Origin of the sequence: Amycolatopsis sp. WAC 01376 (genome assembly GCF_003947415.1) — a bacterium.
Classification (GTDB): Bacteria; Actinomycetota; Actinomycetes; order Mycobacteriales; family Pseudonocardiaceae; genus Amycolatopsis.
The window spans coordinates 954,283-980,468 of the sequence record NZ_QHKL01000002.1 but is presented as its reverse complement, the minus strand read 5'-3'; the positions used below and the strand labels follow the sequence as shown (position 1 = coordinate 980,468).

The 26,186-nt window shown below is 68.8% G+C and carries 26 protein-coding genes; 10 read left to right on the top strand and 16 right to left on the bottom strand.

What is annotated here, in order from left to right:
- The first annotated feature begins 16 nt into the window (after positions 1 to 16).
- Together DMH03_RS13965 and DMH03_RS13960 are read left to right on the top strand one after the other, a co-directional pair.
- Positions 17 to 994: a sigma-70 family RNA polymerase sigma factor gene (locus tag DMH03_RS13965; protein ID WP_233611501.1), complete on the top strand. Its 978-nt coding sequence runs from the start codon at positions 17 to 19 to the stop codon at positions 992 to 994.
- 20 nt (positions 995 to 1,014) lie between these two features.
- Entirely contained in the window at positions 1,015 to 1,794 is a 780-nt protein-coding gene (locus DMH03_RS13960) for an alpha/beta hydrolase (RefSeq protein WP_233611500.1), read from the top strand.
- Positions 1,795 to 1,799: 5 nt separating this feature from the next.
- Here the strand turns inward: DMH03_RS13960 and DMH03_RS13955 are convergent, their stop codons facing one another.
- Together DMH03_RS13955 and DMH03_RS13950 are read right to left on the bottom strand one after the other, a co-directional pair.
- Positions 1,800 to 2,786, bottom strand: a complete 987-nt coding sequence (locus DMH03_RS13955; RefSeq protein WP_199748862.1) for an acyl-CoA desaturase — start codon at positions 2,784 to 2,786, stop codon at positions 1,800 to 1,802.
- 459 nt (positions 2,787 to 3,245) lie between these two features.
- Positions 3,246 to 4,097, bottom strand: a complete 852-nt coding sequence (locus DMH03_RS13950; protein ID WP_125792401.1) for a nitroreductase/quinone reductase family protein — start codon at positions 4,095 to 4,097, stop codon at positions 3,246 to 3,248.
- 568 nt (positions 4,098 to 4,665) lie between these two features.
- Here DMH03_RS13950 and DMH03_RS13945 point away from each other — a divergent pair.
- Complete coding sequence (locus DMH03_RS13945; RefSeq protein WP_125792400.1) at positions 4,666 to 5,922, top strand: HNH endonuclease signature motif containing protein; 1,257 nt, start codon at positions 4,666 to 4,668, stop codon at positions 5,920 to 5,922.
- A gap of 245 nt (positions 5,923 to 6,167) precedes the next feature.
- Here DMH03_RS13945 and DMH03_RS13940 read toward each other — a convergent pair whose 3' ends face one another.
- Positions 6,168 to 7,040: an aminoglycoside phosphotransferase family protein gene (locus DMH03_RS13940; RefSeq protein ID WP_125792399.1), complete on the bottom strand. Its 873-nt coding sequence runs from the start codon at positions 7,038 to 7,040 to the stop codon at positions 6,168 to 6,170.
- Between the two features lie 28 nt (positions 7,041 to 7,068).
- Between DMH03_RS13940 and DMH03_RS13935 the strand changes: the two genes are divergently transcribed.
- Complete coding sequence (locus DMH03_RS13935; protein ID WP_125792398.1) at positions 7,069 to 7,590, top strand: N-acetyltransferase; 522 nt, start codon at positions 7,069 to 7,071, stop codon at positions 7,588 to 7,590.
- Here the strand turns inward: DMH03_RS13935 and DMH03_RS13930 are convergent, their stop codons facing one another.
- Positions 7,591 to 8,016 carry a thioesterase family protein gene (locus DMH03_RS13930; RefSeq protein ID WP_125792397.1) on the bottom strand — a complete coding sequence of 142 codons (426 nt, stop codon included), beginning with the start codon at positions 8,014 to 8,016 and terminating at the stop codon, positions 7,591 to 7,593. It lies immediately after the preceding gene.
- A 28-nt stretch (positions 8,017 to 8,044) separates the two neighbouring features.
- Positions 8,045 to 8,821 (bottom strand): AraC family transcriptional regulator, encoded by a 777-nt coding sequence (locus tag DMH03_RS13925; protein WP_125792396.1) that lies wholly within the window; start codon positions 8,819 to 8,821, stop codon positions 8,045 to 8,047.
- Between the two features lie 66 nt (positions 8,822 to 8,887).
- Between DMH03_RS13925 and DMH03_RS13920 the strand changes: the two genes are divergently transcribed.
- Entirely contained in the window at positions 8,888 to 9,607 is a 720-nt protein-coding gene (locus tag DMH03_RS13920) for a hypothetical protein (RefSeq protein ID WP_125792395.1), read from the top strand.
- A 6-nt stretch (positions 9,608 to 9,613) separates the two neighbouring features.
- Here the strand turns inward: DMH03_RS13920 and DMH03_RS13915 are convergent, their stop codons facing one another.
- The 5 genes from DMH03_RS13915 to DMH03_RS13895 form a co-directional block, all read right to left on the bottom strand.
- Positions 9,614 to 9,988: a DUF427 domain-containing protein gene (locus tag DMH03_RS13915; RefSeq protein ID WP_125792394.1), complete on the bottom strand. Its 375-nt coding sequence runs from the start codon at positions 9,986 to 9,988 to the stop codon at positions 9,614 to 9,616.
- Positions 9,989 to 10,167: 179 nt separating this feature from the next.
- Positions 10,168 to 11,337, bottom strand: a complete 1,170-nt coding sequence (locus tag DMH03_RS13910; protein WP_125792393.1) for a class I SAM-dependent methyltransferase — start codon at positions 11,335 to 11,337, stop codon at positions 10,168 to 10,170.
- A 1-nt stretch (position 11,338) separates the two neighbouring features.
- Positions 11,339 to 12,301 carry a class I SAM-dependent methyltransferase gene (locus DMH03_RS13905; protein ID WP_125792392.1) on the bottom strand — a complete coding sequence of 321 codons (963 nt, stop codon included), beginning with the start codon at positions 12,299 to 12,301 and terminating at the stop codon, positions 11,339 to 11,341.
- 5 nt (positions 12,302 to 12,306) lie between these two features.
- Positions 12,307 to 13,086: an enoyl-CoA hydratase/isomerase family protein gene (locus DMH03_RS13900; protein WP_037304671.1), complete on the bottom strand. Its 780-nt coding sequence runs from the start codon at positions 13,084 to 13,086 to the stop codon at positions 12,307 to 12,309.
- A 55-nt stretch (positions 13,087 to 13,141) separates the two neighbouring features.
- Positions 13,142 to 13,954, bottom strand: a complete 813-nt coding sequence (locus DMH03_RS13895; RefSeq protein ID WP_125792391.1) for an ABC transporter ATP-binding protein — start codon at positions 13,952 to 13,954, stop codon at positions 13,142 to 13,144.
- 320 nt (positions 13,955 to 14,274) lie between these two features.
- Between DMH03_RS13895 and DMH03_RS13890 the strand changes: the two genes are divergently transcribed.
- Both DMH03_RS13890 and DMH03_RS13885 read left to right on the top strand, forming a co-directional pair.
- Positions 14,275 to 14,823, top strand: coding sequence for a cysteine dioxygenase family protein (locus DMH03_RS13890; protein WP_125792390.1), 549 nt, complete (start codon positions 14,275 to 14,277; stop codon positions 14,821 to 14,823).
- Positions 14,824 to 14,899: 76 nt separating this feature from the next.
- A complete protein-coding gene (locus DMH03_RS13885) occupies positions 14,900 to 15,295 on the top strand; it encodes a rhodanese-like domain-containing protein (protein ID WP_125792389.1) in 396 nt (131 codons plus the stop codon).
- Here the strand turns inward: DMH03_RS13885 and DMH03_RS13880 are convergent.
- Both DMH03_RS13880 and glgP read right to left on the bottom strand, forming a co-directional pair.
- A complete protein-coding gene (locus DMH03_RS13880; protein WP_125792388.1) occupies positions 15,292 to 16,125 on the bottom strand; it encodes a hypothetical protein in 834 nt (277 codons plus the stop codon). The two genes, DMH03_RS13885 and DMH03_RS13880, sit on opposite strands and share 4 nt — an antisense overlap.
- A 115-nt stretch (positions 16,126 to 16,240) precedes the next feature.
- Positions 16,241 to 18,781 carry an alpha-glucan family phosphorylase gene (gene glgP / locus DMH03_RS13875; RefSeq protein WP_125792387.1) on the bottom strand — a complete coding sequence of 847 codons (2,541 nt, stop codon included), beginning with the start codon at positions 18,779 to 18,781 and terminating at the stop codon, positions 16,241 to 16,243.
- Between the two features lie 144 nt (positions 18,782 to 18,925).
- Here glgP and DMH03_RS13870 point away from each other — a divergent pair, with 144 nt between their 5' ends.
- Positions 18,926 to 20,389 carry a neutral zinc metallopeptidase gene (locus tag DMH03_RS13870; RefSeq protein WP_199748861.1) on the top strand — a complete coding sequence of 488 codons (1,464 nt, stop codon included), beginning with the start codon at positions 18,926 to 18,928 and terminating at the stop codon, positions 20,387 to 20,389.
- Positions 20,390 to 20,564: 175 nt separating this feature from the next.
- On the opposite strand, the gene DMH03_RS13865 is transcribed toward DMH03_RS13870, so the two are convergent.
- Positions 20,565 to 21,536: a tetratricopeptide repeat protein gene (locus DMH03_RS13865; RefSeq protein WP_125792385.1), complete on the bottom strand. Its 972-nt coding sequence runs from the start codon at positions 21,534 to 21,536 to the stop codon at positions 20,565 to 20,567.
- 97 nt (positions 21,537 to 21,633) lie between these two features.
- Here DMH03_RS13865 and DMH03_RS13860 point away from each other — a divergent pair, with 97 nt between their 5' ends.
- Positions 21,634 to 22,050: a hypothetical protein gene (locus tag DMH03_RS13860; RefSeq protein WP_125792384.1), complete on the top strand. Its 417-nt coding sequence runs from the start codon at positions 21,634 to 21,636 to the stop codon at positions 22,048 to 22,050.
- Position 22,051: 1 nt separating this feature from the next.
- Here the strand turns inward: DMH03_RS13860 and DMH03_RS13855 are convergent, their stop codons facing one another.
- Positions 22,052 to 22,351: a thiamine-binding protein gene (locus DMH03_RS13855; protein WP_125792383.1), complete on the bottom strand. Its 300-nt coding sequence runs from the start codon at positions 22,349 to 22,351 to the stop codon at positions 22,052 to 22,054.
- Positions 22,352 to 22,438: 87 nt separating this feature from the next.
- Between DMH03_RS13855 and DMH03_RS13850 the strand changes: the two genes are divergently transcribed.
- Positions 22,439 to 22,939, top strand: coding sequence for a MarR family winged helix-turn-helix transcriptional regulator (locus DMH03_RS13850; protein WP_037341773.1), 501 nt, complete (start codon positions 22,439 to 22,441; stop codon positions 22,937 to 22,939).
- A 73-nt stretch (positions 22,940 to 23,012) separates the two neighbouring features.
- Here DMH03_RS13850 and DMH03_RS13845 read toward each other — a convergent pair whose 3' ends face one another.
- Both DMH03_RS13845 and DMH03_RS13840 read right to left on the bottom strand, forming a co-directional pair.
- A complete protein-coding gene (locus DMH03_RS13845) occupies positions 23,013 to 23,378 on the bottom strand; it encodes a DUF3817 domain-containing protein (RefSeq protein ID WP_125792382.1) in 366 nt (121 codons plus the stop codon).
- A gap of 202 nt (positions 23,379 to 23,580) precedes the next feature.
- Positions 23,581 to 25,968, bottom strand: coding sequence for a GH92 family glycosyl hydrolase (locus tag DMH03_RS13840; protein ID WP_199748860.1), 2,388 nt, complete (start codon positions 25,966 to 25,968; stop codon positions 23,581 to 23,583).
- Positions 25,969 to 26,186 lie beyond the last annotated feature (218 nt).

The following is a 26,186-nucleotide window of genomic DNA, read 5'->3' as shown; positions in this document are numbered from 1 at the left end:
GGCACAATCGTCGACTGTGAGCGAAGACGTCCTGCGCACCGACGAGGCGGAGTTCAACCGCGTGGTGGAGCCACTGCGCCGCGAACTGCACGCCCACTGCTACCGCATGCTCGGCTCGACCCACGACGCCGACGACGCGTTGCAGGACGCGCTTCTGCGGGCTTGGCGGGGGTTGGCACGCTTCGAGGGGCGCAGCTCGATGCGGACCTGGCTCTACACCGTCGCCACCCGCACCTGCCTCGACGTCGCGGCCGCGCGCGGGAAGCGCGCCCTGCCGATGGACCTCGGCCCGTCGAGCGAGCGAGTGGTGCTCGGAGAAGCCCCGGTGACCGAAGTGGCGTGGCTCGGCCCGTACCCCGGCGGGAGCAGGCCGGACGTCCGGTACGAGCAGCGCGAGGCCGTCGAGCTGGCGTTCATCGCCGCGCTGCAGCATCTGCCGGGCAACCAGCGGGCCGCCCTGCTGCTCTTCGACGTCCTCGGCTTCTCCGCCGCCGAAATCGCGTCCACAATGGACACTTCGGTGGCGGCGGTGACCAGCGCGCTGCAACGCGCGCGGGCGATCGTCGCCGAGAAGGTCCCGCCGTCCGACCGGCAGCAGACGCTGCGGAAGCTCGATGATCCCCGGGTCCGCGAGATCGCCGCGGGCTTCGCCTCCGCACTGGACCGCGGCGACGCCGACGCGCTCGTGGCGTTGCTGACCGAGGACGTCACCTGGTCCATGCCGCCGTTCGCGCACTGGTACCGCGGCATCGAGGCCGTGTCCCGCTTCGCCGTCGAGGTCCCGATCGGCCGGTGCCCGAGCTGGCGCACCGAGGTCGTCACCGCCAACGGGCAGCCGGCCGTCGCCTGCTACCTCGGCGAAGCGGCCGACGCCGTCCACCATGGCTGGTCGATCAACGTGCTGTCTTTCCGCGGCGATCGGATCCGCGAGATCACCTCGTTCATCGACGCGGACCTGTTCGCGAAATTCGACCTACCCCCGACGAAGCCCTGAGTACCGCACGGGGAAAGGCGTTGATCGCACTGGCGGTGGCCGTCACCATCGTCGGTGTGGTCTTCGGTGGCGCGTTCGCCTTCCAGCGCAAGCTGATCTACCTCCCCGAGGCAGGTCCGCCGCCTGGCGCCGCCGGCGTCCTGTCCGGCGGCAGGGACGTCACGCTCACCACCTCGGACGGGCTGAGCCTCGCGAGCTGGTACTTCCCGGTCGCCGGCGCGAAGGCGGCCGTGCTGGTCGCACCGGGCAACGCCGGGAACCGGGTGTACCGCGCGCCGATGGCCCGCGCGCTGACCGCACGCGGGCTCTCGGTGCTGCTACTGGAGTATCGCGGCTACGGGGGCAATCCCGGCGAGCCGTCCGAGGACGGGCTCAAGCTGGACGTCCGCGCCGCACAGGACTTCCTGGCCCGCGAGGCCGACGTGCCGCTGATCTACTTCGGCGAGAGCCTGGGCTCCGCGGTCGTCACCGAACTGGCCGTCGAACGTCCGCCGTCCGCGCTCGTGCTGCGCTCGCCGTTCGTCGACCTCGCGTCGGTCGGACAGCTGCACTATCCGTTCCTGCCGGTCCGGTGGCTGCTGCGGGACGAGTTCCCGACCAGGGACAACGTCGCGCGTGTGAAGGCGCCGGTGACCGTCGTCTTCGGCGCCGTGGACTCGATCGTCCCGGCACAGCAGAGCCGTGACGTGGCACGGGCCGCCGGCGCGAGGACGATCGAAGTCCCCGGCGCCGATCACAACGATCCGGCGTTATCCGACGGACCGGAGCTGATCGACGCCATCGCGAGCGCTATCCGCTGACGGGCTCAGGCCCGCTTCGCGGTCCGGCGCAGTGACAGGGAGTGACCGGGGTTGAGCTTGCGGCCGAGTCGATCGGCCTTCGGCCAGCGGACTTCCGTCGCCCAGCCCGCCTTCTCGAACAGCCAGATCAGCCGCGCCGAGATGTCGAGCTGACCTCGGCGGACACCGTGCCGGGCGCCGGTGGGGTCGGCGTGGTGGGAGTTGTGCCAGGACTCGCCCATGGAGGCGATGGCGAGCGGCCAGAAGTTCGCGGATTTGTCGCGGGCGGCGAACGGGCGGTCACCGATCATGTGACACAGCGAGTTCACCGACCAGGTGACGTGGTGCAGCAGCGCCACGCGGACCAGGCTCGCCCAGAAGAACGCGGTGACCGCGCCCCACCACGACATCGTGATCACGCCGCCGAGGACGGCGGGCGCGAGCAGCGTCACGACGGTGAGCAGCGGGAACAAGCGATCGATCCGGGCGATGTCACGGTCGGCGAGCAGATCGGGGGCGAACCGCTGCGCGTTGGTCTTCTCGCGGTCGAACAGCCAGCCCATATGGGCGTGCCAGAAGCCGCGGGCAAGCGCGGCAGGGGTGCTGCCGAACCGCCACGGGGAGTGCGGGTCGCCCTCACGGTCGGCGAAGGCGTGATGGCGCCGGTGGTCGGCGACCCAGCCGATGACCGGGCCCTGCATGGCCATGCTGCCGGCGACCGCGAGGGCGATCCGCAGGCCACGGTTGGCCTTGAAGGCGCCGTGGGTGAAGTAACGGTGGAAACCGATGGTCACGCCGAGGCCGGTGAGGAAGTAGAACCCGGCGGCCAGGCCGAGGTCCACCCAGCCGAGCCCCCAGCCCCACGCGAACGGGACGGAAGCGGCCAGTGCCAGCAGGGGCACCACCGCGAACAGCTTGACGAGAAAGTTTTCGGTGTTGGTCTGTTCCCCGGACAACAGGGGCTGTGGCGCCTGCCGCTCTGCGCTGTCCGGGTGGTTGAGAACTGAAGTCATATCGTCGCTTCTTGTCGAGTGCCAGGACTGTTACCGGCTGTGTCAGCCGGTGTCACGGCGCGACGCAAGAGAAGGCGACGCCCGCGACGAATTCTGCGCGAGCGTGCTTGGACAACACGACACCCAAAACGTTGGTCTGCTCCGTCAACGAACGGCGTCGGCCGAAGGTTCCGGTGTGGGATAGGAAGGTTCGCGAAAAAGATCCATGTATCGCTCCCCTTGAGGGGTCGCGGGGTCCTGTCGCTCGACCTCGGAGTCGAGCGGGTGGCTGAACAGCGCACTGTCGGTGCTGTGAGTTTTGACGGTGAAACCTTTCGGAGGGACCGCTGGTTCGCGGTCTTCGGCGAGGCCGGGGGCGAATTCCACCCGCCTCGTGCCGGATCGGCGTCGCGCTGTGAAGGCGCCGCCACCTACTACGATACACGCCCCGGGGCCGAAACCCCAGGGCGTCCGCACCGATCAGCCGGGCGCCGTCACGTTGAGTGCCGTCACGACCGTTCGCTCTTCGTGCGCGAAATGCGCTTCGAGCTTCCCCGCGAGCTCGTCGAAGTCGTCGCGCAGGCGAACGGGGTCACTCTCACCGTGGACGTAGCCCTCCACGAGCTCGCGGATCCGCTTCTGCAACGTCGCGACGACGACGTGGTCCTCCCCGAGCTTCGTCAGCGTCGGCGCGAGCGCGGGAAACCGTTGGGCCAGCATGGGAAACGCTCCCATGTCCTCGCCGGTATGATGCTTGGTCAGCGCCTCGCAGAACGAAACACAGTGCGCCCGCAAGGATTCCTCCATGGTGAGCGAATCCGCGCGGCCCGCCACGAGGTCGTCCACCCCGGCGCGCAGCGTCTTGAGTTCCTCCCGCAGCCAGTCGTGGACCTCCACCAGGAAGTCCCCCATCCCCCGCACCCGGTCGTCGATCCGGTGCAAGATCACAACAGGCAGCTCGCGCGACGTTTTCGCCTGATACTCGGCAAAACCCGGTTCCTCGGCGACAACCCGCGCGAACAACGCGTCACGTTCCGCCGGCGGCGGAACGGCCGCGATCGCCTCGTAGGTCTCGACACCTGTCTCGATCGTGACCCGATGGTCGCGCCGGATGTTGTGGTACCACGCAGGGCGGGCAGGAGATCCCATGCTGGAAGCGACGACGACGGTCTTGCCATCGATTTCGATGTACCCCAACGGATTCGTCCGCCGCTTGCCACTCTTGGCGCCCGTGGTGGTGAGCAGGATCAGCTTCCACCCCTCGAACATGCCGCCGAGCTTTCCCTTGTTACGCCTGAATTCCTCGATCACCTGGTCGTTGAAGCCGGTCAATGCGGTCCTTTCCCGTCGATGTGTCGACAGGAGGCGCGGAACCAGCACCGGAAAAGAGCACACGGGCCTTGGCACGCCCGGGTTTCGGGCGCACCGCATGGAGGCGTCATCCCACGACGCGGGGATGACTGAATGCGAGAGACGGTGTGTGCCGATCTCTGGTGGCTGAGTAGCCGCTACCTCCATGCGTAGGCCCATACGGGGCTCGGGGACAACGTTAGCACAGGGCCCCACTGCCGCGCACCGGCCTTGCTCGCCTTCGCACCTTTAATGCGCTTCGCTGCTTTCTCTGCATGTGCATTTCGGATTCTTTCCCGCTAGGCCGTTCCGGGCGCGCACGCCTGACGGGGCACAACCTGACCGTGGACGAAGGCGTGTCGACTCACCCCACGCGGTGATCGGCACATGCCTTCCGACGCCGGCACGCCGCTATTCCCGCTTTCTCCGAAGCGCCACTTAAGCACCTTCGCGTTCTTAAACCGCTTCGCTGCACGTGCATTTTGCGGACTTTCGAATGCTAGGCCGTTCGCGCTCGCACGCCTGTTCGATTCGGTGTATTGTTGAGGGCGTGGCCAGCAACGACGCAACCCCGAAGACGCCCACCGAGTGGTGGCGCGTCGACACCGCGACGCTGCACGCCCGCAAACAAGAACTCGAAATCATCAAACGCCAGGCGGATGCGGAACAGAACGCGATCCTCGCGGAAATCAATTCCCGCGGCGTGCGCGGATGCTCGGGCCATTCGACGTTGGCGGCGCTGATCTTCGAGGACTTTCATGTGACGGACAAGGAAGCCGGCGCCCGCGCCGACCGCGTCCTCGCCCTGCACCCCGGCGTCGAAGTCGGCGGCGGCACCGTGCCACCACTCGCACCCTTAACCGCTCACGCCGCCGCGGAAGGCGCGATCGGCGGTAGCCAGATCGACGCCATCATCCGCACCCTCGCCCGCATCCCCTCAACTGTGCCCGAGGAAGACGTGCGAGCCGGGGAGAAGATCCTCGTCGACCTTGCTCGTCATGCGGGACCGCGGCAGATCGCTCGCGCCGGACGCCGCCTGCTGGACGAACTCGACCCCGACGGCAAAGAACCCCGCAACGAGGATCCGAAGGACACCCGACCAGAGATGCGGTTCGTCAAACACCGCGACGGCACCCTCGGCCTCAAAGCCAGACTTGACCTGGAAACGTATGCCCGCCTGAAATCCGACCTCGATCCCATGGCCAAACCCCACAAAGCCATCGACGGTGTCCGGGACTCCCGGACTCAGGACGAACGCTACGGCGACGCCTTCACCGACTACGTCCGCCTGAAAACCACCAGCCGCAACCTCCCCGGCCAGGCGGGCGAGGCGACCCACATTTTGGTCACCATGTCCTACGACGACCTGATCCGCGACATCGGTGAGGCTCACCTCGATCTCGTCGGGCCGATCAGCGCCACCGACGCGAGGATCCTCGCCTGCGATGCCCGCGTCCGGCCCGGTGTTCTCGGCACCGCAGGCGAACCACTCGACATCGGCCGCTCCAAACGCACCGTCTCCCTCGCCCAGAAATATGCGTTAACCCTCCGTGATGGCGGCTGTGCCTTCCCCGGCTGCGACATGCCCGTACCGCGCTGCACCGCCCATCACATTGTTTTCTGGCAACACCACGGCGAAACCAAGATCGACAACCTCGTGCTGCTCTGCACCCGGCACCATCGGCTGATCCATCGCAGCGAATGGAAAGTCCAGATCGCCCAAGACGGACTCCCCGAATTCACCGCCCCCACCTACCTCGACCCCACCGGAACACCACGGAGAAACACCATGCACCTCAGGATCTAGGCCGACCACCCGATCTATCCACCCCCTGGGACATAAGGACAACGTGCCGACACCGCGACGCTTTCGATATAGCGGCCAACCCTGCGTGCCCACGGTGCGCCAAACACGGTGATCCCAATGTGGCATTGGGGACACTCCCCGTCCCCAATGCCACATTGGGAGCATCCCTCCGCCGGATACGGGCTACCGCAACGGAAAGGCGTGCACCCATGAGCTAGCAGGCCGTATGCACCTACCTCAAGAGATCAAGCCACCTCGTCCAGCACCGTCCGGATCACGTATCGCGCGTTGCGTGCCATCGCCGGGTTGGTCATCCGGTAGTACGGCAGTGCGATCAGCGCCTGCGAAAGCGTCCGCCCGCGGCCGCGGTTCCAGGTCGCGTCGTCCACGTCCAGCGTCTCCCGGAAGGCTTCTCGTGCGTCGGCGGGCAACAGGTTCCACGCCGGGAACAGGTCGCAGGCCGGATCGCCCACGCCCATGCAGCCGAAATCGATCACCGCGGAAAGGCGGTCACCGTCCACCAGCAGGTTGCCCGGCATCAGGTCGGCGTGCAGCCACACCGGCGGTCCTTCCCATGCCGGCGCACGCAACGCCTCCTCCCATAGAGCGAGGACGGCGTCGCAGTCGACCTTCTCCTCCGGGATCGCGCGCAGTCGCTCGATCGCCGACCGGGTCTCGGCGTCGAGCCTTGCGAGCGGTCCGCCGCGGTGGGCCTGCGGCGCCTGCGGGGTCAGCGGCAGGCCTCGCATCGCCAGCACGAATTCGGCCAGGGCCGAGGCCGGCGGCATGGGTGTGCCCTCCCGCGGGTTCTCGCCGGGCAACCAGCGGTACACCGACCACGGCCACGGATAACCGTCGGCGGGGCGGCCGGCCCCGAGCACTTCGGGGATGGACGTGGGCAAGTGGGACGCGATGCGGGGCAGCCACTCCTGCTCCAGCAGCACGTCTTTCGCGCCGCCCGCGGTCAGAGGCAACCGTACGACCATGTCGTCGCCCAGCCGGAACATGGCGTTGACCGTGCCGCCGGACGGCCACCGTGTGATCGTCCGCCCGTCCCATCGAGGGAATTGTGCCGCGATCAGCTTCCGTACGAGGTTCTCGTCGACCACGCCAGACATCCAACCACCGCCGGGGCATCATCGAGGCATGCCGATCATCACCGGCCCCGAGCCACTCACGCCGGGCACCACCATCCGCCCGGTCCGCCCGGGCGAGGAGGACGTCGTACTCGACCTACTGGCCGAGGCCGCCGCTTGGCTGGCGGGGCGCGGAATCCGTCAATGGCCACCACGCTTCCCGCGGGAATCGGTGCGCGACCAGATCGAGGCGGGCGAAGTGTTGCTGGTCATCGGATTCGGCAAGCCGATCGCGACCTGCGTGGTGACCGAGGCGGAGCCTGAGCTCTGGGGCGAGACCACGGAACCGGCCTATTACGCGGGCCGCCTCGCGGTCGCGCGGGAGGCGGCCGGAGCCGGGCTCGGCGTCCGGATCATCGACTGGGTCGGCGAGAAAGCCGCAGTACGAGGCAAAGCGTTCGTCCGCGTGGCGACCACGAGGGACAACCCGGCCTTGCGCGGGCTCTACGAGCGCGCGGGCTTCGAGCATGTGGCCGACCCGCCCGAGGCGAAATGGCCGACCAGCCTCTACGAAAAGCGGGCGGCCATCTGATCACGGCAGACCGAGGATTTCCGGCCGCACCGCGTACTTTCGCCAGTGCAGTCCAGGATCCGGGACCAGCCGCCGTCGTTCGAGATCCAGCAGGCCGGAGAGACTTTCCACCTCCGCGACCACGGCGCCGTCCGGCGTCACGAATTCCTGGACGACCCGTGACACCTTCCCCGGTTCCCAGATGAACCGGGTCAGGACGTCGATCCGTGCGCGGGCACGGAGCTCGCGGCGGAACCGGATCGTCGTTTCGAGGTTGACCGGGCCGAGGTTCCCGGCCTTGAGCGCCAACGGGTCCACGCCGGCCGCCCACACGCATTCCCAGCGCGCGTGATCGGCGTACGCGAGATAGGCGGGGCCGCGGACATGCCCGTTGAGGTCGAGGTCGTCCGTGCGGATGTCGATGGTGACGCGGAAAGGTTCGAGCACTTCACGATCTTCGCCTCGGCGGGCCGTCTCAGTCTGGAACGTTTCGGCCAGTCCAGGATCGTACGAGTGCGCCGGGCGAAACGCCGGACAGCCGACGGCACTCCCGTCCCAGATGGGACTGATCCGCGTAACCCACCTCGGCGGCGACGTCGGCAAGCGACGAGCCGTCCCGTACGACGACCTCGAGCCGCGTGAGGAACCGATGGAACCGCAGCACCCGCTGCAGCTCCTTCGGGCCGACACCGACGTCGTGCCGTACATGCCGCCGGAGGCCGCGCTCGCTCACTCCCAGCTCCGCCGCCACCTTGTCGGCGCGAGCGCCGGGCGCACGCAACGCGCGAGCGGCCGCGACGGACAGGCCGTCCGGCTCGATGTCCCGGAGCCTGCCGGTGACCAGTGCTTCCAGCACCGACCGCGCCTCACCAGGTGTCCCACACTCGGCCAGTCTGGATTCCGCGCGGCGCGCCCTCGCGGGCCACAGGTCGCGCAACGGGGTGGCACCCGCCGCCAGCTCCGTCATCGGCAGGCCCAGCACCGCGCCTCCGGCACCGCATCGCAGGCGGAGCCCGACGGTCCAGGCCGCCGAAGGCAGCTCGTGCCGCAGCACTCCGCGCACGGTAGTGACCGCGTCGAGCCTTCGCCCGTCCCAGACCAGGTCCACGCAGCCGTCCGGAAACACCCTCAGCGGACGGCGACCGCCCACCACACCCGTCCAGACGCTCTCGACCACGCCTGCCACGGCCGCGACCGGCGTGCTTTCGCGGTACACCGAACGGCCCGAACGGCGACGCAGCGGAACACCCACGCCGGCAGTATGCCCCCGCCCACCGACAAGATGCGCCGCACATGATCTTGCTGGAGACTTGCCGCCGTGCTGCGACCGGTACTCGACCCGTCCCCCGCCGACTGGATCCTCTCCAGGCTCGGCGGCGCGTTCGGCGCGGCCGGCCGCACGGTCCCCCGTGGTTACGCCGCCTACGCCCGCGTCTGCCACCCCGCCGAGCGTGACCGCGGCGGCTGGTCGAGCTGGAGCGAAGCCGCGGCCGAGACGGGGCGGCGTGCCCATGGCGCCATGCAGTGGCACGCGCTGGTCGGCTCCCCGGATCCGGTGAATCTCACCGGCTCGCGCTGGCGCGGCTCCCCGCCGGGACGCGGCACGCTGCCTTCACACAGCCTCACCGCTCTGCTGGCCGTTCTCGGCGACCACACAGCCGCGTCGGAAGCCTGGTTCTGCGTTTGGGACGGCTACGGCTGGGCCGACGAGGCGACGTTGTCCCGCGAGCACCTCGACGCGCCGCGCGTGCGACACCCCGGCCGGGACTACCTGCTCTTCCGCGGACCGCTGACGTCCGCGACGGAACTCGGCTGGCGGCCCCGGCCGAACTGGTTCGAGGCGCAGTCGCCCAACCTGTTCTGGCCGGACGACCGCGCCTGGTGCGTGGCCACCGAGGTCGACTTCGATTCGACCCTCGTCGCGGGCGAGGAGGCCCTCATCGACGCCCTGGTCAAGGCGCCGGGGCTGGAGGTCTGGCGGATCGAATCCGACACCTCGCTCGCGGCCGACGGGGACCGGATCAACCAGCTGCCGTGAAGCGGTTCAGCGCTCTTCGATCGCGTCCACCTTCGACGGGTAGAACGCCACGTGGTCCTTGATCTCGGCGACCGCGTCGTGCGGCGCCTCGTAGGTCCAGACGGCGTTCTCGGCGACGCCGTCGCCGGTGCGGACGCTGTAGTACGCCGCGTCGCCCTTGAACGGGCAGTACGTCGAGTGTTCCGTCCGCTCCAGCACGCCGAAGTCGACGTCGGCACGCGGGATGTATTGCGCGGGCGGGTAGTTCGCCTCCCGCAGCGTGAGCGCGTTCGCGCTGTCCGCCACGACCTTCCCGCCGACCGTGACGACCACGCGCGCCTTGTTCGGCTCCACCGTGATCGGGTGGGCCGCGCTGGGCTTCAACACCTTCTTGTCAGACATACCGGGCACAGCGACGGCGGGCACGGGGATATTCCCCATCAGGGCAGGTAGTCGCGCCGGTGGAGGCGATATGCTTCCTCGTGCCCGCTTTGTACTGGACGGTGGTGCAGGTCAGCCTGTACGGCACGCGGCGGCGGCCAGTTTCAGCGGACCGGTGAACCGGCTCAGGGAAATGCTCCTCACGTCAGCTGTGCGCGGCAAAGGAACGCTACTCCAGAACGACCGATTCTGGTCAGTACCAAAGTCGCTTCTTCACCACCGCGAGGTTTCAGCTTGCGCCGCAACGCATCCGGGTCTATGTCGAGACCGCGGACGAGGATTTCCACTCGGCCGATATCGTGTTTTTTCAGTAATACGCGCAGATTCTTCTCGCTGTACGGTCCGTGCTCGAACACCCGGAACGCCCGGATTCCCGGCGGCGGGACGTCGCCGGTCAGATACGCGATGCGTTCGTCGAGTTGCCACAGGCCGTGCCGCGCCGCGTAATGCCGTACGAGTCCGGCCCGGACGACGGCGCCGTCGGGGTCGACGATCCATTCACCCGGCTCACGCAGGGGTATTTCGTCGGGATCCGCGTCGGTGACCGTCCACTGTGTACCGTCCGAACGCAACACCGTCGCGCGGCGCGACACCGTCGAGCCCACACCGCGCCACAGGCAGGCCTCACGGACTTGACCGTCCAAAGAGACCAGTTCGACCTCGTCCGCCCACGGCGCGATGGAGAAATCGAGACCCGGCGCGCATTTCACCGAAAGCTCGCGGCCGGCATACGACTCGACCAGCCCGTCCAACGGCGGCAGGAAATCGGCGGGCTTCCACGCCCGGCGTCCGGCGGAGTCGCGGCGGGCGGGATCGGCGACGACGACCGAATCCCGGCTGATCGGCCGCAGCGCGTCGGCACGCACCAGAGCGGGCGAAACCCCGGCTTCGAGAGCGTTGTGGCGCGCCATCGCCAGCCGGACCTCGTCCAGATCCGAGCCCAGTGCCCGGGAAGCGACGCGGGCGATCTCGATCAGGTCCGCGCCGACGGAACACGTCACGTCGTGGACGTCGCGACCGGCCAGCCGTGAAGCCCGGTGCCGGGCGACCAGTGTGGCGCTGGCCTGCTGGAGGGCGTCGCCGGTGAAGAGCCACGAGTCCGCGGAGTCCAATTTGGACGACGACTTCCGCCGCAGCACCACCGTTTCCAGTACCGCGGCCGCGTGCTCGGGGGCGATCCGGCGCACGGCGGCGACGTCGGCGATGCGGGTCTTGTCGGTCAGCGGCAGGGACGAGCATTCGGCGAGCGCCGCGCTTCCCGCGCCGGAGCGCAGGAAGGCGACGTCGTCGAGGCTGAACTGATACGGCAACCTACGATCGCTTGGTACCGGTGATCATCACGTTGTAGAACAGTTCGCGCGGCAGCACCTTGGCGAGCAGCTTCTTGTCCAAAGCGGACAGTCGCAGCCAGAGCCGGTACGCGAACAGACGCCAGCGCAGGGTCAGTTTCTCCTGCGGCACGGCGGCTTCGAAGGTCCGGATCGGCCAGCCCGCCAGCGCGGCGGCGAACTCTTCGGTGACCGCGCGGACGTCCTGCGCGCCCGCGCCGCGGGCCATCGACTCGAGGTCGGACGGGTCGAAGGTGTGGATGTCGACCACGGCCTCCAGCGCGGCCGCGCGGGAGGACTCGTCGAGTTCCTCCTGCGGACGGCGCCAGCCGTTCAGCACCGGGAGCTTGGTCAGGTTGGTGGTGAGGTACCACGTGACCTGGCCGAGCTTGCGCGCGTAGAAGTCGCCGACCTTCGTCGGCTCGCCCGCGAAGACGAACCGCCCGCCCGGCTTCAGCACCCGCAGCACCTCGGCGAACGCCGCGCGGACGTCCGGAATGTGGTGCAGCACGGCGTGTCCGACGACGAGGTCGAAACTGTTGTCCTCGTACGGGATCCGCTCCGCGTCGGCGACCCGGCCGTCGACGTCGAGCCCGAGGTTCTCGGCGTTGCGCAGCGCGACCTGGACCATGCCCGGCGAGAGGTCGGTGACCGAACCCTTCTTGATCACCCCGCCCTGCATCAGGTTCAGCAGGAAGAAACCGGTGCCGCTGCCCAGTTCCATCGCGGTCGGGTACGGCTGGCCGTCCTCACCGGCGGCGGCGTTGAACACGTCCGTCGCGTAGGAGATGCAGCGCTCGTCGTAGGAGATGGACCATTTCTCGTCGTAGGTCCCGGCTTCCCAGTCGTGGTAGAGCACGTTGGCGAGCTTGGGGTCGTCGAAGGCGGCCTTGACCTCTTCGGCGGTGGCGTGCGGATTCGGCGCCGGATCGTTCACCTGCGTCATGGCGCTTACTTCCCCTCGAAGGTGGCCTTGCCAGGGCCGTTTTCGATGAACGACTTCATGCCGTTGCGCTGGTCCTCGGTCGCCCAGAGCGCGGCGAAGAGGTGGGATTCGAGCTTGAGACCGTTCGCGAGGTCGGTGTCGAGACCGCCGTCGATGGCGGCCTTCGCGGCGCGCAGCGCCACAGCGGGACCGTTCGCGAACTGCGAGGCCCACTTGTGCGCGGCGGCGTAGACGTCGTCCGGCGCGACGACCTCGTCGAGGATGCCCAGCGCGAGGGCCTCCTCGGCCTTCACGAAACGGCCGGTGAACACGAGGTCCTTGGTCTTGCTCGGGCCGATGAGCCGCGCCAGGCGCTGCGTGCCACCCGCGCCGGGGATGACGCCGAGCTGGATCTCCGGCTGGCCGACCTTGACGTTGTCACCGGCGATCCGGCGGTCGGCGGTCAGCGCGAGTTCGAGTCCGCCACCCAGCGCGTAGCCGGTGATGGCCGCGACGACCGGCTTCGGGATGTTCGCGATGGTGGCCAGCGACGCCGTCAGCGCCGCGCCGAACTTCGCGATCTCCGGGTAGGTGCGCTCGGCCATCTCCTTGATGTCCGCGCCGCCCGCGAAGGTCTTCTCACCGCCGTAAAGGATCACGGCGCGCACGTCGTCGCGCTCGGAGGCCTCACGGGCCGCTTCGGCCAGCTCGGCCTGCACCTGGTTGTTCAGCGCGTTGACCGGCGGGCGGTCCAGCCGGATCGTGCCGACCCCGCCTTCGACCTCGAGACTTACGAACTCTCCCACGCCGTCCTCCTTAACCGTCCAAGACAGATTGCAGGCTACCGGTCAGTACGACCCGTCAGCGGCGACGGGCGAAGAAGCGATCACCGGACCGTTCGAGCAGCAGGTCCTGATCGAACGTCTTGGACAGATTGTCGCTGGTCACGACGTCGTCCACGAGACCGGAGGCGACCGCGCGGCCGTCGCGCAGCAGCAGCGCGTGGGTGAATCCCGGCGGGATTTCTTCCACGTGATGGGTGACGAGCACCATGGCGGGGGCCTCGGGGTCGAGGGCCAGCTCCGAAAGGCGCGCGACGAGGTCCTCGCGGCCGCCGAGGTCGAGTCCGGCGGCGGGCTCGTCGAGCAGCAGCATCTCCGGGTCGGTCATCAGCGACCGGGCGATCAGCGTCCGCTTGCGCTCGCCCTCCGACAGCGTCCCGAAGGTGCGGTCGGCCAGGTGCGCGATGCCGAGGGCGCCGAGGAGCTCCACGGCGCGGTCGGTGTCGAGGCTGTCGTATTCCTCACGCCAGCGGCCGACGACGGCGTAACCGGCGCTCACCACGACGTCGACGACGCGTTCCTCACCCGGCACGCGCTGCGCGATCGCGGCCGAGGTGAACCCGATCCGCGGGCGCAGCTCGAAGATGTTGACCTTGCCGATGCGGTCGCCGAGCAGGTCGACCGTTCCCGAGGTCGGGTGGAGTTCGGCCGCGGCCAGCCGGAGCAGGGTGGTCTTGCCCGCGCCGTTCGGGCCGAGCACCACCCAGCGTTCGTCCAGTTCCACGGTCCAGTCGAGGTCGGCGAGGAGGTCGTTGCCTGTTCGGCGGACCCCGACACCGGTCATCCTCACCACGAGGTCGTCAAGTTCGCTGGGCTGGATCGGCTCGCTCACGCGCCCATTGTGTCCGCACACGCGCGCGCGTGTGCACCGGGCCGCCGGTCGGGAGAAAGCGGCTGGTCCAGGAAGTGGGACGAAGCGACCCTCGGCAGGCAGCTGTGGCACCATCGGCGGTGTGATCAGGTCCGTGTCCGCCGCCTTCCCCGTCATCGGGGGCTCTTTCTGGCGCCGCCGGGCCATCGACCTGCTCCTCGTCGCCTCGTGCGGATGTACCACCGCGCGACACGGCTGAGTCCCCCTCTTCCGACGGCACCCCGTGTCGCGCCGCGTTCGGCCATGCTTCCGCGCCCGCGAACTTCACGAGGAGCCTCACCGTGACCACGTCCATCACTCCCGACCAGGACTTCGAGATCCACCCCCAGTTGATCGACCCGCTGCTGCCGGAGCTGCTGCACCCCGAGCGCCTGCTCTGGACACCCCGTGAACTGGCCGAGCTGACCTCCACGGTCACCACCGAGCTGACCTCGGGCCTGCGCGGCCTGCTGCGCTTCGACGAGGAACAGCGCTGGTGGGCGCGGCTCGCGCTGACGGACGGCGTCGAACTGTGGCTGCTGTCGTGGCTGCCCGGTCAGCGGACCAAACCGCACGACCACGGCGGCGCGTCCGGCTCGTTCACCGTGCTGCAGGGCGAGATCGGCGAGGAGTACCGCTATCCCGGCGGCCCGATCCGGCGCCGCACGCACGTCGCGGGCGAGGGCATCGGCTTCGGCGCGGGGCGCGCGCACCAGGTGACCGGCATCGGCTCCGAGCCCGCCGCCAGCGTCCACGCCTACTCGCCGCCGCTGGTGGCGACCCGCGAGTACGGCACGCTCGCCGAAGTCCCCGCCGAGATCCCCTCGCTCGCCCCGATACTGGGCCCATGAGCGAGCGTGCGAGCGAATCGATCAACACAGTGCGCCTGCTCATGCGACGCAGAGCGACCCACTACGAGGAGCAGGCATGAGTTCTATCGACAGCCTCCTGGTGGCCGCCCGGTCCGGACTGGACCGGGCGGAACCCGAGCAGGCCCTGCGGCTGCAACGCGACGGCGCCCTGATCGTGGACATCCGCCCGCACGTCAACCGGGCCGAAGAGGGTGAGATCCCGGACTCGGTGGTCGTCGAGCGCATCCACCTCGAATGGCGGCTCGCGCCGGACAGCGAGTGGCGGCTGCCGCAGGTGAAACCGGACTCGACGGTGATCGTCGTGTGCAACGAGGGGTACTCGTCGAGCCTGGCCGCCGCCGATCTGCAGCGGCTCGGCCTGCCGGGCGCGACCGACCTCGAAGGCGGGTTCCGTGCCTGGCGTTCGGCGGGCCTCCCGATCCGGGAAGGCGGCACCCCCGCCGTTCCCTAACGACGGATCGCCAGCCGGGCGATCGAGTCCGGGGAGAGCGGGAGCGCGGCGTGGATCCCGGCGGATCGCGTCGGCCTGGGGTTGACCAGCACCCCGGTCGCCACGTCACGGCCGGCGGCCGCGAGCACGACATCGCGGCCGGTCCGGTGCCGGATCCGGGACCAGCCCGCGCCGGTGACCGCGCGGTACTCGGCCAGCAGGCGCTCGTCGGTGAAGACGCAGAACCAGTCGCCGTGCACGCCGAGGCGGGCCGGGACCGGGGCGCCCGCCTCGTCCGCCGGGCCGCACACCGTCCCGTCGAGGAACATCCGCAGGACCGAGGGGACGGGGTCGCGCAGACCGCCATCGGCCTGCTCCCGCTCCGGCCGGACGTTGCCGGAAATCCACCGTGAAGCGAGCCGGAAGTCTTCACCGGTGAGGTCTTCCTGGAAACCGTCCAGGCTGTTCTTGACGCTCCCCAGGAAGTCGTAGAACCGCCGGGTGCAGGTCCGCTCGGAGACCGCGACGCGGCCGCTGTCGACCATCGTCCTGATCCGGCCGACCATGCCCGCCCCGCCGTCCACCGGATCCACGCCGAGGTTGTAGGCGGTCCAGACGATTTCGGGCATGAGCGGATCGGCGAACCGTTCGAGAACGCGGTTCAGCCGCAGAAGGACGATCTCGCGCACCCTGCCGGGCTCGGCGTCCTCGGCGATACCCCAGATCTCCCGCAGTTCCGGTCCCAGCGCGCGACCCAGCTCGTCCTGCCGGATCCCGGCGCGGGCGTGGATATGGTGCAGCCGGTCCTTGGCCCTGCGCGACGTTCTCGTTTCCTTAGCCGAAGCCACCATTCCTCCGCCATTCAGGATCGGCCCGGCAAAGTGTATTTCACCGGGCCGTTCCGTAGTGTTCGGCGGAAATCGAGAATCGGCGGTTTCTTTTGTTCGGTACCGGCTTGACGAGGGCTTAAGCGTGAACGACGCGAGCCAGTTCCGCCGGCGTGGCCAGCAGACGGTGTTTCGGCAGCACGCGAACCGTATAACCGATCGAGCCCGGATGCGGCAGCTTCAGCCGCGCCGCGAACGCGCCGATCCCGTCGCCCGACATCGGAACGGTGACGGGGTCGCTCAGTTCGTCCCCGTCGCCCACCTTCCCGACGACGGCCTGAACGTCCACTTCGGACGGTTCGAGGCCGGCGAGGTCGATCCGGGCCCGGATGGTCACCTCGGTGCCGGTGACCATCGGCGCGGCGTCCTCGACGAGCAGTTCGGTGTCGAAGATCCGCACCCGCGGCCACGAGACGTCGAGTTTGGTCCGGTAGTCGGCCAGCGACAACGCGCCGCGATAGCCGTCGTCCGTGGCCTCCGCGACCATCCGTGAAGCGGGCAGATAACCCGATTCGACGTACTCCCGCACCATCCGCGAGGCCTGCACGCGCGGCCCGAGGGTCTCCAGCGTGTGCCACACCATCGACAGCCAGCCGCCGGGCACACCGCCCGCGTCACGGTCGTAGAACAGCGGCGCGATCTGGTGGCCGAGCAGGTCGTAGAGCGCCGCGGCCTCCAGTTCGTCGCGGCGCAGCGGATCGGTGACGCCGTCCGCGGTCGGGATCGCCCAGCCGTTGCTGCCGTCGTAGCACTCGTCCCACCAGCCGTCGCGGATGGACAGGTTGAGGCCGCCGTTGAGCGCGGACTTCATCCCCGAGGTGCCGCACGCCTCCAGCTGCCGCACCGGCGTGTTCAGCCAGACGTCGCAGCCGCGGTAGAGGTAGCGCGCCATGGACATGTCGTAGTCCGGCAGGAAGACGATCCGGCGCCGGACCTCGGGATCGTCGACGAACCGGACGATCTGCTGGATCAGCTGCTTGCCGCCCTCGTCGGCCGGATGCGATTTGCCCGCGACGACGAGCTGGATCGGGCGCCGCTCGTCGAGCAGCAGCGCGCGCAGGCGCTCCGGGTCGCGCAGCATCAGCGTCAGCCGTTTGTACGTCGGCACGCGGCGCGCGAAGCCGACGGTCAGCACGTCCGGGTCGAAGACCGTGTCGGTCCACCCGAGTTCGAGCGCGGAAGCGCCGCGCTGCATCCACGCGGCGCGCACCCGGCGCCGCACCTCGGCGACCAGCTTCTCGCGCAGCTCACGACGCAACCCCCACAGCTGCTCGTCGCTGACGCCGTCCCGCAGCGGCTTGCCAGGAACGCCGTCGAGGCCCAGCTCCTCGTGGTTGCGCCCGAGCAGCGCGCTCAGTTCACGCGCGACCCAGGTCGGCCCGTGGACGCCGTTGGTGACCGAGGAGACCGGCACCTCGTCGAAGTCGAACCCTGGCCACAGCCGGGAGAACATCCGCCGCGACACCCGGCCGTGCAGCGCCGAGACGCCGTTCGCGCGCTGCGCGAGCCGCAGTCCCATATGCGCCATGTTGAAGAGGCCGGGGTTGTCCTCCGCGCCGAGCGCGAGCACACGGCGCGGGTCGACGTCCGGGACCAGCCTGCCGTCGGTGAAGTACCGCTGGACGAGGTCGACGGGGAACCGGTCGATCCCGGCGCTGACCGGGGTGTGCGTGGTGAACACGGTGCCGGCGCGGACGGCGGGCAGTGCCTCGTCGAACGCCAGCCCGTCGGTCTGGATGATCTCGCGGGCCCGTTCGAGCCCGAGGAAACCGGCGTGGCCTTCGTTGGTGTGGAACACTTTCGGCTGCGGATGCCCGGTCAGCTCGCAGTACCGCCGCACGGCGCGGAAACCGCCGATCCCGGCCAGGATCTCCTGCCGGATGCGATGGTCGGCGTCGCCGCCGTACAGCCGGTCGGTGACCGCGCGCAGATCCTCGTCGTTGGCCTCGGTGTCGGTGTCCAGCAACAGAAGCGGGATCCGGCCGACGCGGGCCTTCCAGATCTGCGCGTGCAGCGTGCGCCCGGCGGGCATCGCGACGTCGACCAGCACCGGCTTGCCGCCGTCGGTCAGCAGCTCCAGCGGGAACGCGTTGGGGTCGATGACCGGGTAGTGCTCGACCTGCCAGCCGTCGAGCGACAGCGCCTGCCGGAAGTACCCGGCGCGGTAGAGCAGCCCCACGCCGATCATCGGCACGCCGAGATCCGAAGCCGCCTTCAGATGGTCCCCGGCGAGCACGCCGAGGCCGCCGGAGTAGTTCGGCAGTGCCTCGGTGACGCCGAACTCCATCGAGAAGTACGCGACGGCCGGCGGAAGGTCGGCGTCGTCCTGCTTCTGGTACCAGCGCGGCTCGGCGAGGTACCGGTCCAGATCGGCGACCTCCTCGCGCGCGTGGGCGAGGAAGGCGTCGTCGACGGCGAGCTCGTCGAGCCGGGCCGGTGGCAGCGCGGTGAGCATCCGCAGCGGGTCGCGGACGCGGTTGAACAACTCCGCGTCCATCGACGCGAACAGGTCGCGCGTGGGCGGATGCCAGGTCCAGCGCAAATTCGTGGCGAGGTCACCGAGGCCGGAGAGCGACTCCGGCAGGCTCGCGCGGACGGTGAACCGGCGGACTGCTCTCATGAGGAGCGACCATATCGGCAGGAACCCCGCCCTGCACGAGACCCACTTCGGGGATTACCTGCACGCGGGCCATAAGCGCTGGGTAGGGTCCCTGCTTGCCGGAGTACGCGGCCCGGTCGGGGCCCTGACGACAAGCGAGTGAACATGTTCCAAGGGGGAGCGCGGGGCTTTCGCCGCCCGGCTCTGATCGCGGTCGTGACGGTGCTGGCCCTCGGGCTGAGCGCCTGCAGCGACAAGGGAAGCTCGACCGGCAAGGAAGGCAGCCAGCCGGGCGCCGGTGACATCGCCGGACTTCCGGTCACGCATTTCGAGAGCGGTCTGAAGCCGGGCGCGCCCAAACCGGATCTGCAGGTCCGCAACGAGGACGGCTCCGAGGACGACCAGCTCGCCATCGCCGCGATCGCCGACGCGCAGGCCTACTGGACCGAGGTCATGCCGCGCGACTTCGGCCAGCCGTACGAGCCGCTGAAGGCGCTGCTGTCCTACAGCGCGAAGACCGACGACGAAGAGACCGAATGCGGCAGCGTCAAGAAGCTCGTCAACGCGTTCTACTGCCCGCCGGGTGACCTGGTGGCGTGGGACCGCGGCGTGCTGCTACCCATGCTGCGCGAACGGTTCGGGAAGATGGCGGGCGCCGTCGTGCTCTCGCACGAACTCGGGCACGCCGTGCAGTACCGGCTCGCCGAGAAGGCCAACATCAAGAAGAACACCCCGTCGATCGTCAAGGAGCAGCAGGCCGACTGCTTCGCCGGCGGCTACTTCCGCTGGGTCGCCGAGGACAAGAGCAAGTTCTACCGCGTCTCCACCTCCGAAGGCCTCAACCAGGTCATGGCGTCGCTGTTCCTGATCCGCGACCAGGCGGGCACCAGCGCGACCAAACAGGGCGCGCACGGCACGGCGTTCGACCGCACGTACGCGTTCCAGGTCGGCTTCGAGAAGGGCCCGAAGGAATGCGCGCAGATGAACGAGGAGAACATCAAGGCGCGGATCACCGAGCGCCCGTTCGACAAGGGTGACAAGGGCAAGGGCGACGCGAAGCTCAACGCCGAGATCATCGCGATCCTCAAGAAGAGCCTCGACGACGCCTTCAAGGGCGCCGGAGTCCCGGGCCCGGAGATCACCGAGGACGGCAACGGCAGCTGCTCCGGCGGCCCCAGCACCCCGCCCGCGTCGTACTGCCCGTCGAACAACACCGTCAGCATCGACATGGCCAAGCTGCGTGAACTCGCCCAGCCGGTCGACCAGCAGGCGGAATGGGAGAGCGGGCACAGCGAGGGCAAGGGCGACTTCGCCGCGTTCTCGGAAATCGCGTCCCGGTACGCGATGGGCATCCAGAAGGGTGTCGGCGCGTCGATCGACAACGCGAACGCGGGACTCCGCACCGCCTGCCTGGTCGGCGCGTGGGCGAAGGCCAGCTCGGTGCCCGGCGCGACGCTGCGGCTTTCCGCCGGTGACCTCGACGAGGCCATCTCGGATCTGCTGAGCCCGGAGAGCCTGGTCTCCGCCGACGTCAACGGCAAGCGCGTGGACAACGGTTTCGAGCGGGTCGAGGCGCTGCGGAAGGGCTACCTGGAGAGCTCCTCGGTGTGCTCGACGCAGTACGGCTGATCGGTCCGGTCACGGCCTCTGAAGTGCTAGGAACGGTCCTTTCCTTGCGAAATTTGCAAGGAAAGGACCGTTCCTAGCGTTCGGGGGTTGCGGACTCGCCAAACCGCCACCCAAGTACATGAAGGCCCCCTTCCTTGCGCCTAGCGCAAGCAAGGGGGCCTTCATGTACAGAACCTCAGTACAGGGCGCTCGCCAGATCCCGTCGCGCCTTCATGACGCGCTCGTCCGCCGAGTCGAACAAATCGAACAGCGCCACCAGGTGTTCCCGCACCTTGTTGCGCTCGTCGCCCGCGGTACGCCGCACGACGGCGATCAGCCGCGCGAAGCCCGCCTCGGGCTGCTGCCCGGCGACCTCGAGGTCGGCGGCGGCGAGCTGCGCGTCGAGGTCGGCCGGGTTCGCGTCGGCCTTCGCGATGGCGTCCGGGCCGGCGGCCTCGGCGCGGGCGGTGAACTTGACCTGCGCGAGGGCGGTCTTGGCCTCCTCGTTCGCCGGCTCGACGTCGAGGATGCGCTCGTAGGCCGCCTGCGCCGCCTCGAAGTCACCGCGTTCGAAGGCCTCCTCGGCCTCGGTGAACCGCGGGTCCTCCGGCACCTCGACGCCGCCGCCGTTCTCCTCGGCGGCCTTGATGCCGGGGAGGCGGTCGCGCAGCGCGTCGAGCAGCGAACCGAGCCACTTGCGGATCTCGGGTTCGGGCAGCGCACCCGAGAACGCGTCGACCGGCTGGCCGCCGCCGATGGCGATGACCGTCGGGATCGACTGCGCGCCGAAGAGCTGCGCGATACGCGGGTTCGCGTCGACGTCCACCTTCGCGAGCACCCAGGCGCCACCGGACTCGGCGGCGAGGCGCTCCAGTACCGGGCTGAGCTGTTTGCACGGGCCGCACCATTCGGCCCACAGGTCGACGACGACCAGCTGCTGCATGGATCGTTCGACGACCTCGGACTGGAAGGTCGCTTCGGTGACGTCGATCACGGCGCCACCCGCGGCGGGGGCGCCTGGTGCGGCACCGTCCGCCGGGCGCGGAGGGGGCGGGGGCTGTTTCTGCGGCGCTTCGGCACGCGCCTTGAGCGCGGAAAGGTCGACCGCGCCGGAAAGCGCGGCGGAAAGGGCCGCCGTCTTCGATGCTGATCCGCGTGGGTGTGTCACGGTTCCATCCTGGCACGCATCCCCGAGGGTTTCACCGCATGCCCCCGGCTGCCCGCTTGGCAGGACGGTTCCGTTCCGGCAGGCTCGCCACGAGGGGGTGATCGACATTCCGACCCGCAGGACGGCGACGGTGGCCGTCGCGATCGCCGTCGCCATCGTCTGGGTGAGCGTGATCACGGTGCTGATCGCCCATCAACCCGACCCCGGCGTCGGCAGCCCGGCACAACTCCGGGACGGCCTCACCGCCGCACTCAACGAGCACGACGTCGAGGCCCTCTCCGAACTCATCGACTACCCGCCCGCGTCGGCGGGCGACTTCGCGAAGTCCTATATCGACGCGCTGGCGGGCCGCGGCGCCCATGACGTCACGGTGAAGTTCGCGCCGGACGATCTCGCGCCGACTTCGGCGACCGTCAGCGGGAAACTGGCCGACGGCAGCGCGTTCGGTTACGCGGTGGCCATCGCGGTCAAGGGCGAGCTGTGGCTGGTGTCCTTCACCCCGCCGCTCCCCTGACCTACTCGCTCAGGTGCTTCTCGACGCGTTCCACCTTCGCGGTCAACTGGCCTTCGTAACCCGGCCGGATGTCGGCCTTGAGTACCAGCCCGACCCGTGACGAGCCCTCACCCGCGGCCTCCACGGCACGTTTGACGACGTCCATCACTTCGTCCCACGAGCCCTCGATGTTGGTGAACATGGCGTTGGTGGAATTGGGCAGGCCGGACTCGCGCACCGCTTTCACCGCGCGGGCGACGGCCTCGCTGACCCCGCCGTCTTCCTCGGCCGCGGACGGGCTGACACTGAAGGCCACGATCATCTTCTGCTCCTCGTTCAGACACTTTTCCCACGCATAACACCCGGTCGTGCGGCGTGGCACGGGTACCCGCTGGTAACTTCGACCGCCATGAGCCGTCCGTTGCCGTTCGACCCGATCGCCCGCGCGGCGCAGCTGTGGGAAGCCCGTATCGGGCCGTCCGAAACCATGGCCGCGGTGACCGGGATCATGCGCGTGCAACAGATCATCCAGTCCGCGGTGGACGGCGCGCTCAAACCGCACGGGCTGACCTTCGCCCGGTACGAGGCGCTGGTCCTGCTGACTTTCGCCCGCGCCTCCCACCTGCCGATGCGGGTGATGGGCGAGCGGCTCCAGCTGCATCCGACGAGCGTCACCAACATCGTCGACAGGCTCGAGAAGGACGGCCTGGTCAAGCGTGTGCCGCATCCGACCGACCGCCGGACCACGCTGGTCGAGATCACCGACGAAGGCCGCGCACGGCGCGAAGAGGCCACGAAGGCGGTCACCGAAATCGACTTCGGGCTGACCGGGCTCACCGGCAAGCAGACCGAGCAGCTGACCGACCTGCTCACCAAGGTCCGCAAGGCCACCGGCGACTTCACCGAATAAGCCCGCAAGTACATGAAGGCCCCCTTCATTGCGTCTAGCGCAATGAAGGGGGCCTTCATGTACTTGCCGAAGATCAGACGGCGGCGGTTTCCGGAGTGCGGTCGAACAGGCCGACACCACCGTGCGTGAGCCGCTGCGGGCCGTCCAGCTTGCCGTTGCGCAGCGCCCAGGACTCGAACAGCCAGGTGAACAGCGGCGGGATGCTGGACAGCAGCGCGAGGATCAGGGTCTTCGGGCGCCAGCCGAGCGGCTTCGCCACGGACAGGGAGACCAGCACGTAGAGGACGAACACGACACCGTGCACCATGCCGAGGACGGGAACGCCGCCCTCGCCGAGCTTGACGGCGTACTTGAGGAACATCCCGACCAGCAGCCCGGCCCAGGAAAGGGCTTCGGCTACCGCGGCCACGCGGAATACTAGAGCGGCCTTGCTGGACACTTCTCCTCCTGTGGGGTCTCACCACTACGTGTGTGCACATGACTACGTCCGACGAGCACTGTCCAAGGCGGACTCGCCAAGAACGTCAACAGCGCTGTCGGACGTGGTAATACCAGTGTGAGGCGTGACGGCCCTCACCGGAACACCGGGGGCCGTGATGCTCCTCACGACCCCCGGAACGAACCGGTCTAAACCACTCGGATCACCCAGCGCAGGGCGACTTCGGCGCCCCCTCGGGCCCCGTCGCCCATGTCGCCTCGGCGGCGTTTTCGGTGAGCTTGAAGTCCAAAGTGGTCCCCCGCGTCAACTGTTCCAAGCCGACGTAGGCCCGCTGCGAGCCGGATCCCATTCCTTGGACGTACTGCAGCTTCGACGCGTCGGCGCCGCCGGCCTTGATCGTGATGTCACGGCCGTTCTCCAGATGCACCACCGACTTCTCGAACCGCGGCGCGTTGAGCACGAACTGCCCGGTGCCCGGCACCGCCGGGTACAGGCCCAGCGCACTGAAGACGTACCACGCGGACATGGTCCCGAGGTCGTCGTTGCCGGTGACACCGTTCGGCGCGTTGGTGAACAGCGTGTGCGCGGCGCGCACCACGGCCGAGGTCTTCCACGGCTGCCCGGTCAGCGTGTACATCCACGGCGAGTGGAGGTCGGGCTCGTTGTTCGGGTTGTACCGGAACTGGTTGTAGTAGTTGTACGGGCCGACGACCCATTCTTCGCGCACGGTCTTCGCCGGATCCTTGACCAGATCCCCGTAGGCGAAGAAGTCGTCGAGCCGCTTGCCGACGTTCTCCTTGCCGCCCATCCGTTCGACCAGCCCGGGAACGTCCTGCTGGGTCAGCCACTGGTACTGCCACGACGTGCCCTCGTGGAACCCGTCCTGGCTCTGCGGATCGAACGGCTTGCCCGCCGGGCTGAACCATTCGCCGCCTTCGAGCTTGGGCCGGTAGAAGCCGGTGAAGCCGCGGTCGGTCACCGAGGAATCCCACAGCGTGCGATAGTTGCGTCCCTTGCCCGCCAAGGCCTTCGCGTCGTCCTTCTTGCCGAGCCCGGCGGCCATGATGGACAGCGAGCAGTCCGCGAGCGCGTATTCCAACGTGGCCGAAGCGCCGTGGTTCGGGTCGGTGTCCTGCCCCTTCTTCGGGAAGTCCTTGTCGTACTGGACGAACCCGTCCTTCTGATAGCTCGCGTTCCCCGAGCGCCCCTGGAACGGCGAGGACGCGGGTGGGATCTCCCGCGAGTTCTGCAGAAGCGCTTGGTACGCCTTGAGTTCTTGTCCGGACAGCGCGCCGAACCGCCACAGGTCGACCAGGAACGGGGTGACCGGATCGCCGGTCATCGTGTTCGTCTCCTGGTTCGCGTATGCCCAGCGCGGCAGCCAGCCGCCCTGGTCGTGGATGGCGAGCACGGACTTCGCGACGTCCTTCGCCCGCGCCGGCCGCAAGAGGGCGAGCAGCTGGTTCTGCGTGCGATAGGTGTCCCACAACGAGAAGAACTCGTAGTAGGTCCAGCCCACCGCCCGGTGGATCTTGTCGTCGAAACCGCGGTACCGGCCGTCTGCGTCGTTGCCTGTCAGCGGCTGCAGAAGCGCGTGGTAGAGCGAGGTGTAGAACACCGTGCGGTCGTCCTTCGACGCGCCCTTGATGTCCACTGAGGACAGTTCCTTGCGCCAGGCGCGCTGTGCGCCGTCGCGGACCGCGTCGAACGAGCGGCCCTTCTCGGCCGCCAGGTTCAGCCGGGCGCCGGAAGCGTCCACATGGGAGATCGCCGTCGTCGCGGTGACCTGTCCGCCGCCGAAGGTCAGCCAAGCGCCACGAAGGCCCTCACCGCCCGCGGACTCCTTCGAGCCCGGCGTGCCACCCGTCGGCGACCAGGTGCCGAAGGATTTGAACGGCTTGTCGAACGTCGTCGTGAACCAGGTCTTGTACGGTTTGCCGCCGCAGAACGCCTGCGACTCCACCATGCCTTCGACCGTCCGGTCCCCGACGACGCGGATCTGGCTCGCCGTCACGGGTTCCTTGTCGTTGGCCTGCCCGACGTTGACGAAAACGTTCGCATCGCCCGATTTCGCGAAGGTGTACCGCTCGACACCGGTCCGCGTGGTCGCGGTGGTCTCCGCGTCGACGCCGCCGTAGCCGGTGAGCCGCACCTTGTAGTAGCCGGGTTTCCCGACCTCACCCTCGTGCGTGTACGGCGAGGCGTACTTCTTGTGGTCGAACGTCTCGGGTTCGGCGGTGTCGAACGCCGCGCCCGGGCCGACGGCGCCGGTGGTGGGCAGCGACGACACGAGGCCGCCCTGCTCCCAGCAGCCCGCGCCGGACAGGAAGAAATGCCCGAAGCCGCGGATCGCGGTGTCGTCGTAGCGGTAGCCGGCGTAATGCGATGAGATCGGGCTGACCTGCGTCATCCCGAACGGGGCCGAGGCGCCGGGGAAGGTGTTGCCGTCGTCCTTGGTGCCGATGAAGGTGTTGACCGCGTCCACGGGGTCGCCGCCGGGCGCCGCCGCCGCGGCGGGCGTGAGCAGCCCGGCGGGGACGACAAGCGCGGTGAGCAACCCGGCGACGCGGGTCGAAGTGCGTGCAGGCATGGGAAAGGCCGCCTCCTGACAACGTTGTCGCTGCCTGCTCACCTTCGACAAGAACGGACCGGTTGGTCAAGAGGTCCGCCAAACCCTGTCCGATTCCGGACAGGGCCCGGCCGGAGTCCGACTCGTAACGGTTCGACTTCGGAAAACCGGGCTGACGCGAATCGGGCATTGACATCATCGCGTCGCTGGCGTTCAATTCCGGCCACTATGACAACGTT

Bases quoted from the DNA above. Each gene is read 5' to 3' on its own strand.
- DMH03_RS13915 (WP_125792394.1), bottom strand. From the start codon at position 9,988: ATGTCTGACAAGAAGGTGTTGAAGCCCAGCGCGGCCCACCCGATCACG.
- DMH03_RS13840 (WP_199748860.1), bottom strand. From the start codon at position 25,968: ATGCCTGCACGCACTTCGACCCGCGTCGCCGGGTTGCTCACCGCGCTT.
- DMH03_RS13885 (WP_125792389.1), top strand. From the start codon at position 14,900: ATGAGTTCTATCGACAGCCTCCTGGTGGCCGCCCGGTCCGGACTGGAC.
- DMH03_RS13940 (WP_125792399.1), bottom strand. From the start codon at position 7,040: ATGTCTGGCGTGGTCGACGAGAACCTCGTACGGAAGCTGATCGCGGCA.
- DMH03_RS13905 (WP_125792392.1), bottom strand. From the start codon at position 12,301: ATGACGCAGGTGAACGATCCGGCGCCGAATCCGCACGCCACCGCCGAA.
- DMH03_RS13870 (WP_199748861.1), top strand. From the start codon at position 18,926: ATGTTCCAAGGGGGAGCGCGGGGCTTTCGCCGCCCGGCTCTGATCGCG.
- DMH03_RS13955 (WP_199748862.1), bottom strand. From the start codon at position 2,786: ATGACTTCAGTTCTCAACCACCCGGACAGCGCAGAGCGGCAGGCGCCA.
- glgP (WP_125792387.1), bottom strand. From the start codon at position 18,781: ATGAGAGCAGTCCGCCGGTTCACCGTCCGCGCGAGCCTGCCGGAGTCG.
- DMH03_RS13855 (WP_125792383.1), bottom strand. From the start codon at position 22,351: ATGATCGTGGCCTTCAGTGTCAGCCCGTCCGCGGCCGAGGAAGACGGC.
- DMH03_RS13880 (WP_125792388.1), bottom strand. From the start codon at position 16,125: ATGGTGGCTTCGGCTAAGGAAACGAGAACGTCGCGCAGGGCCAAGGAC.
- DMH03_RS13850 (WP_037341773.1), top strand. From the start codon at position 22,439: ATGAGCCGTCCGTTGCCGTTCGACCCGATCGCCCGCGCGGCGCAGCTG.
- DMH03_RS13935 (WP_125792398.1), top strand. From the start codon at position 7,069: ATGCCGATCATCACCGGCCCCGAGCCACTCACGCCGGGCACCACCATC.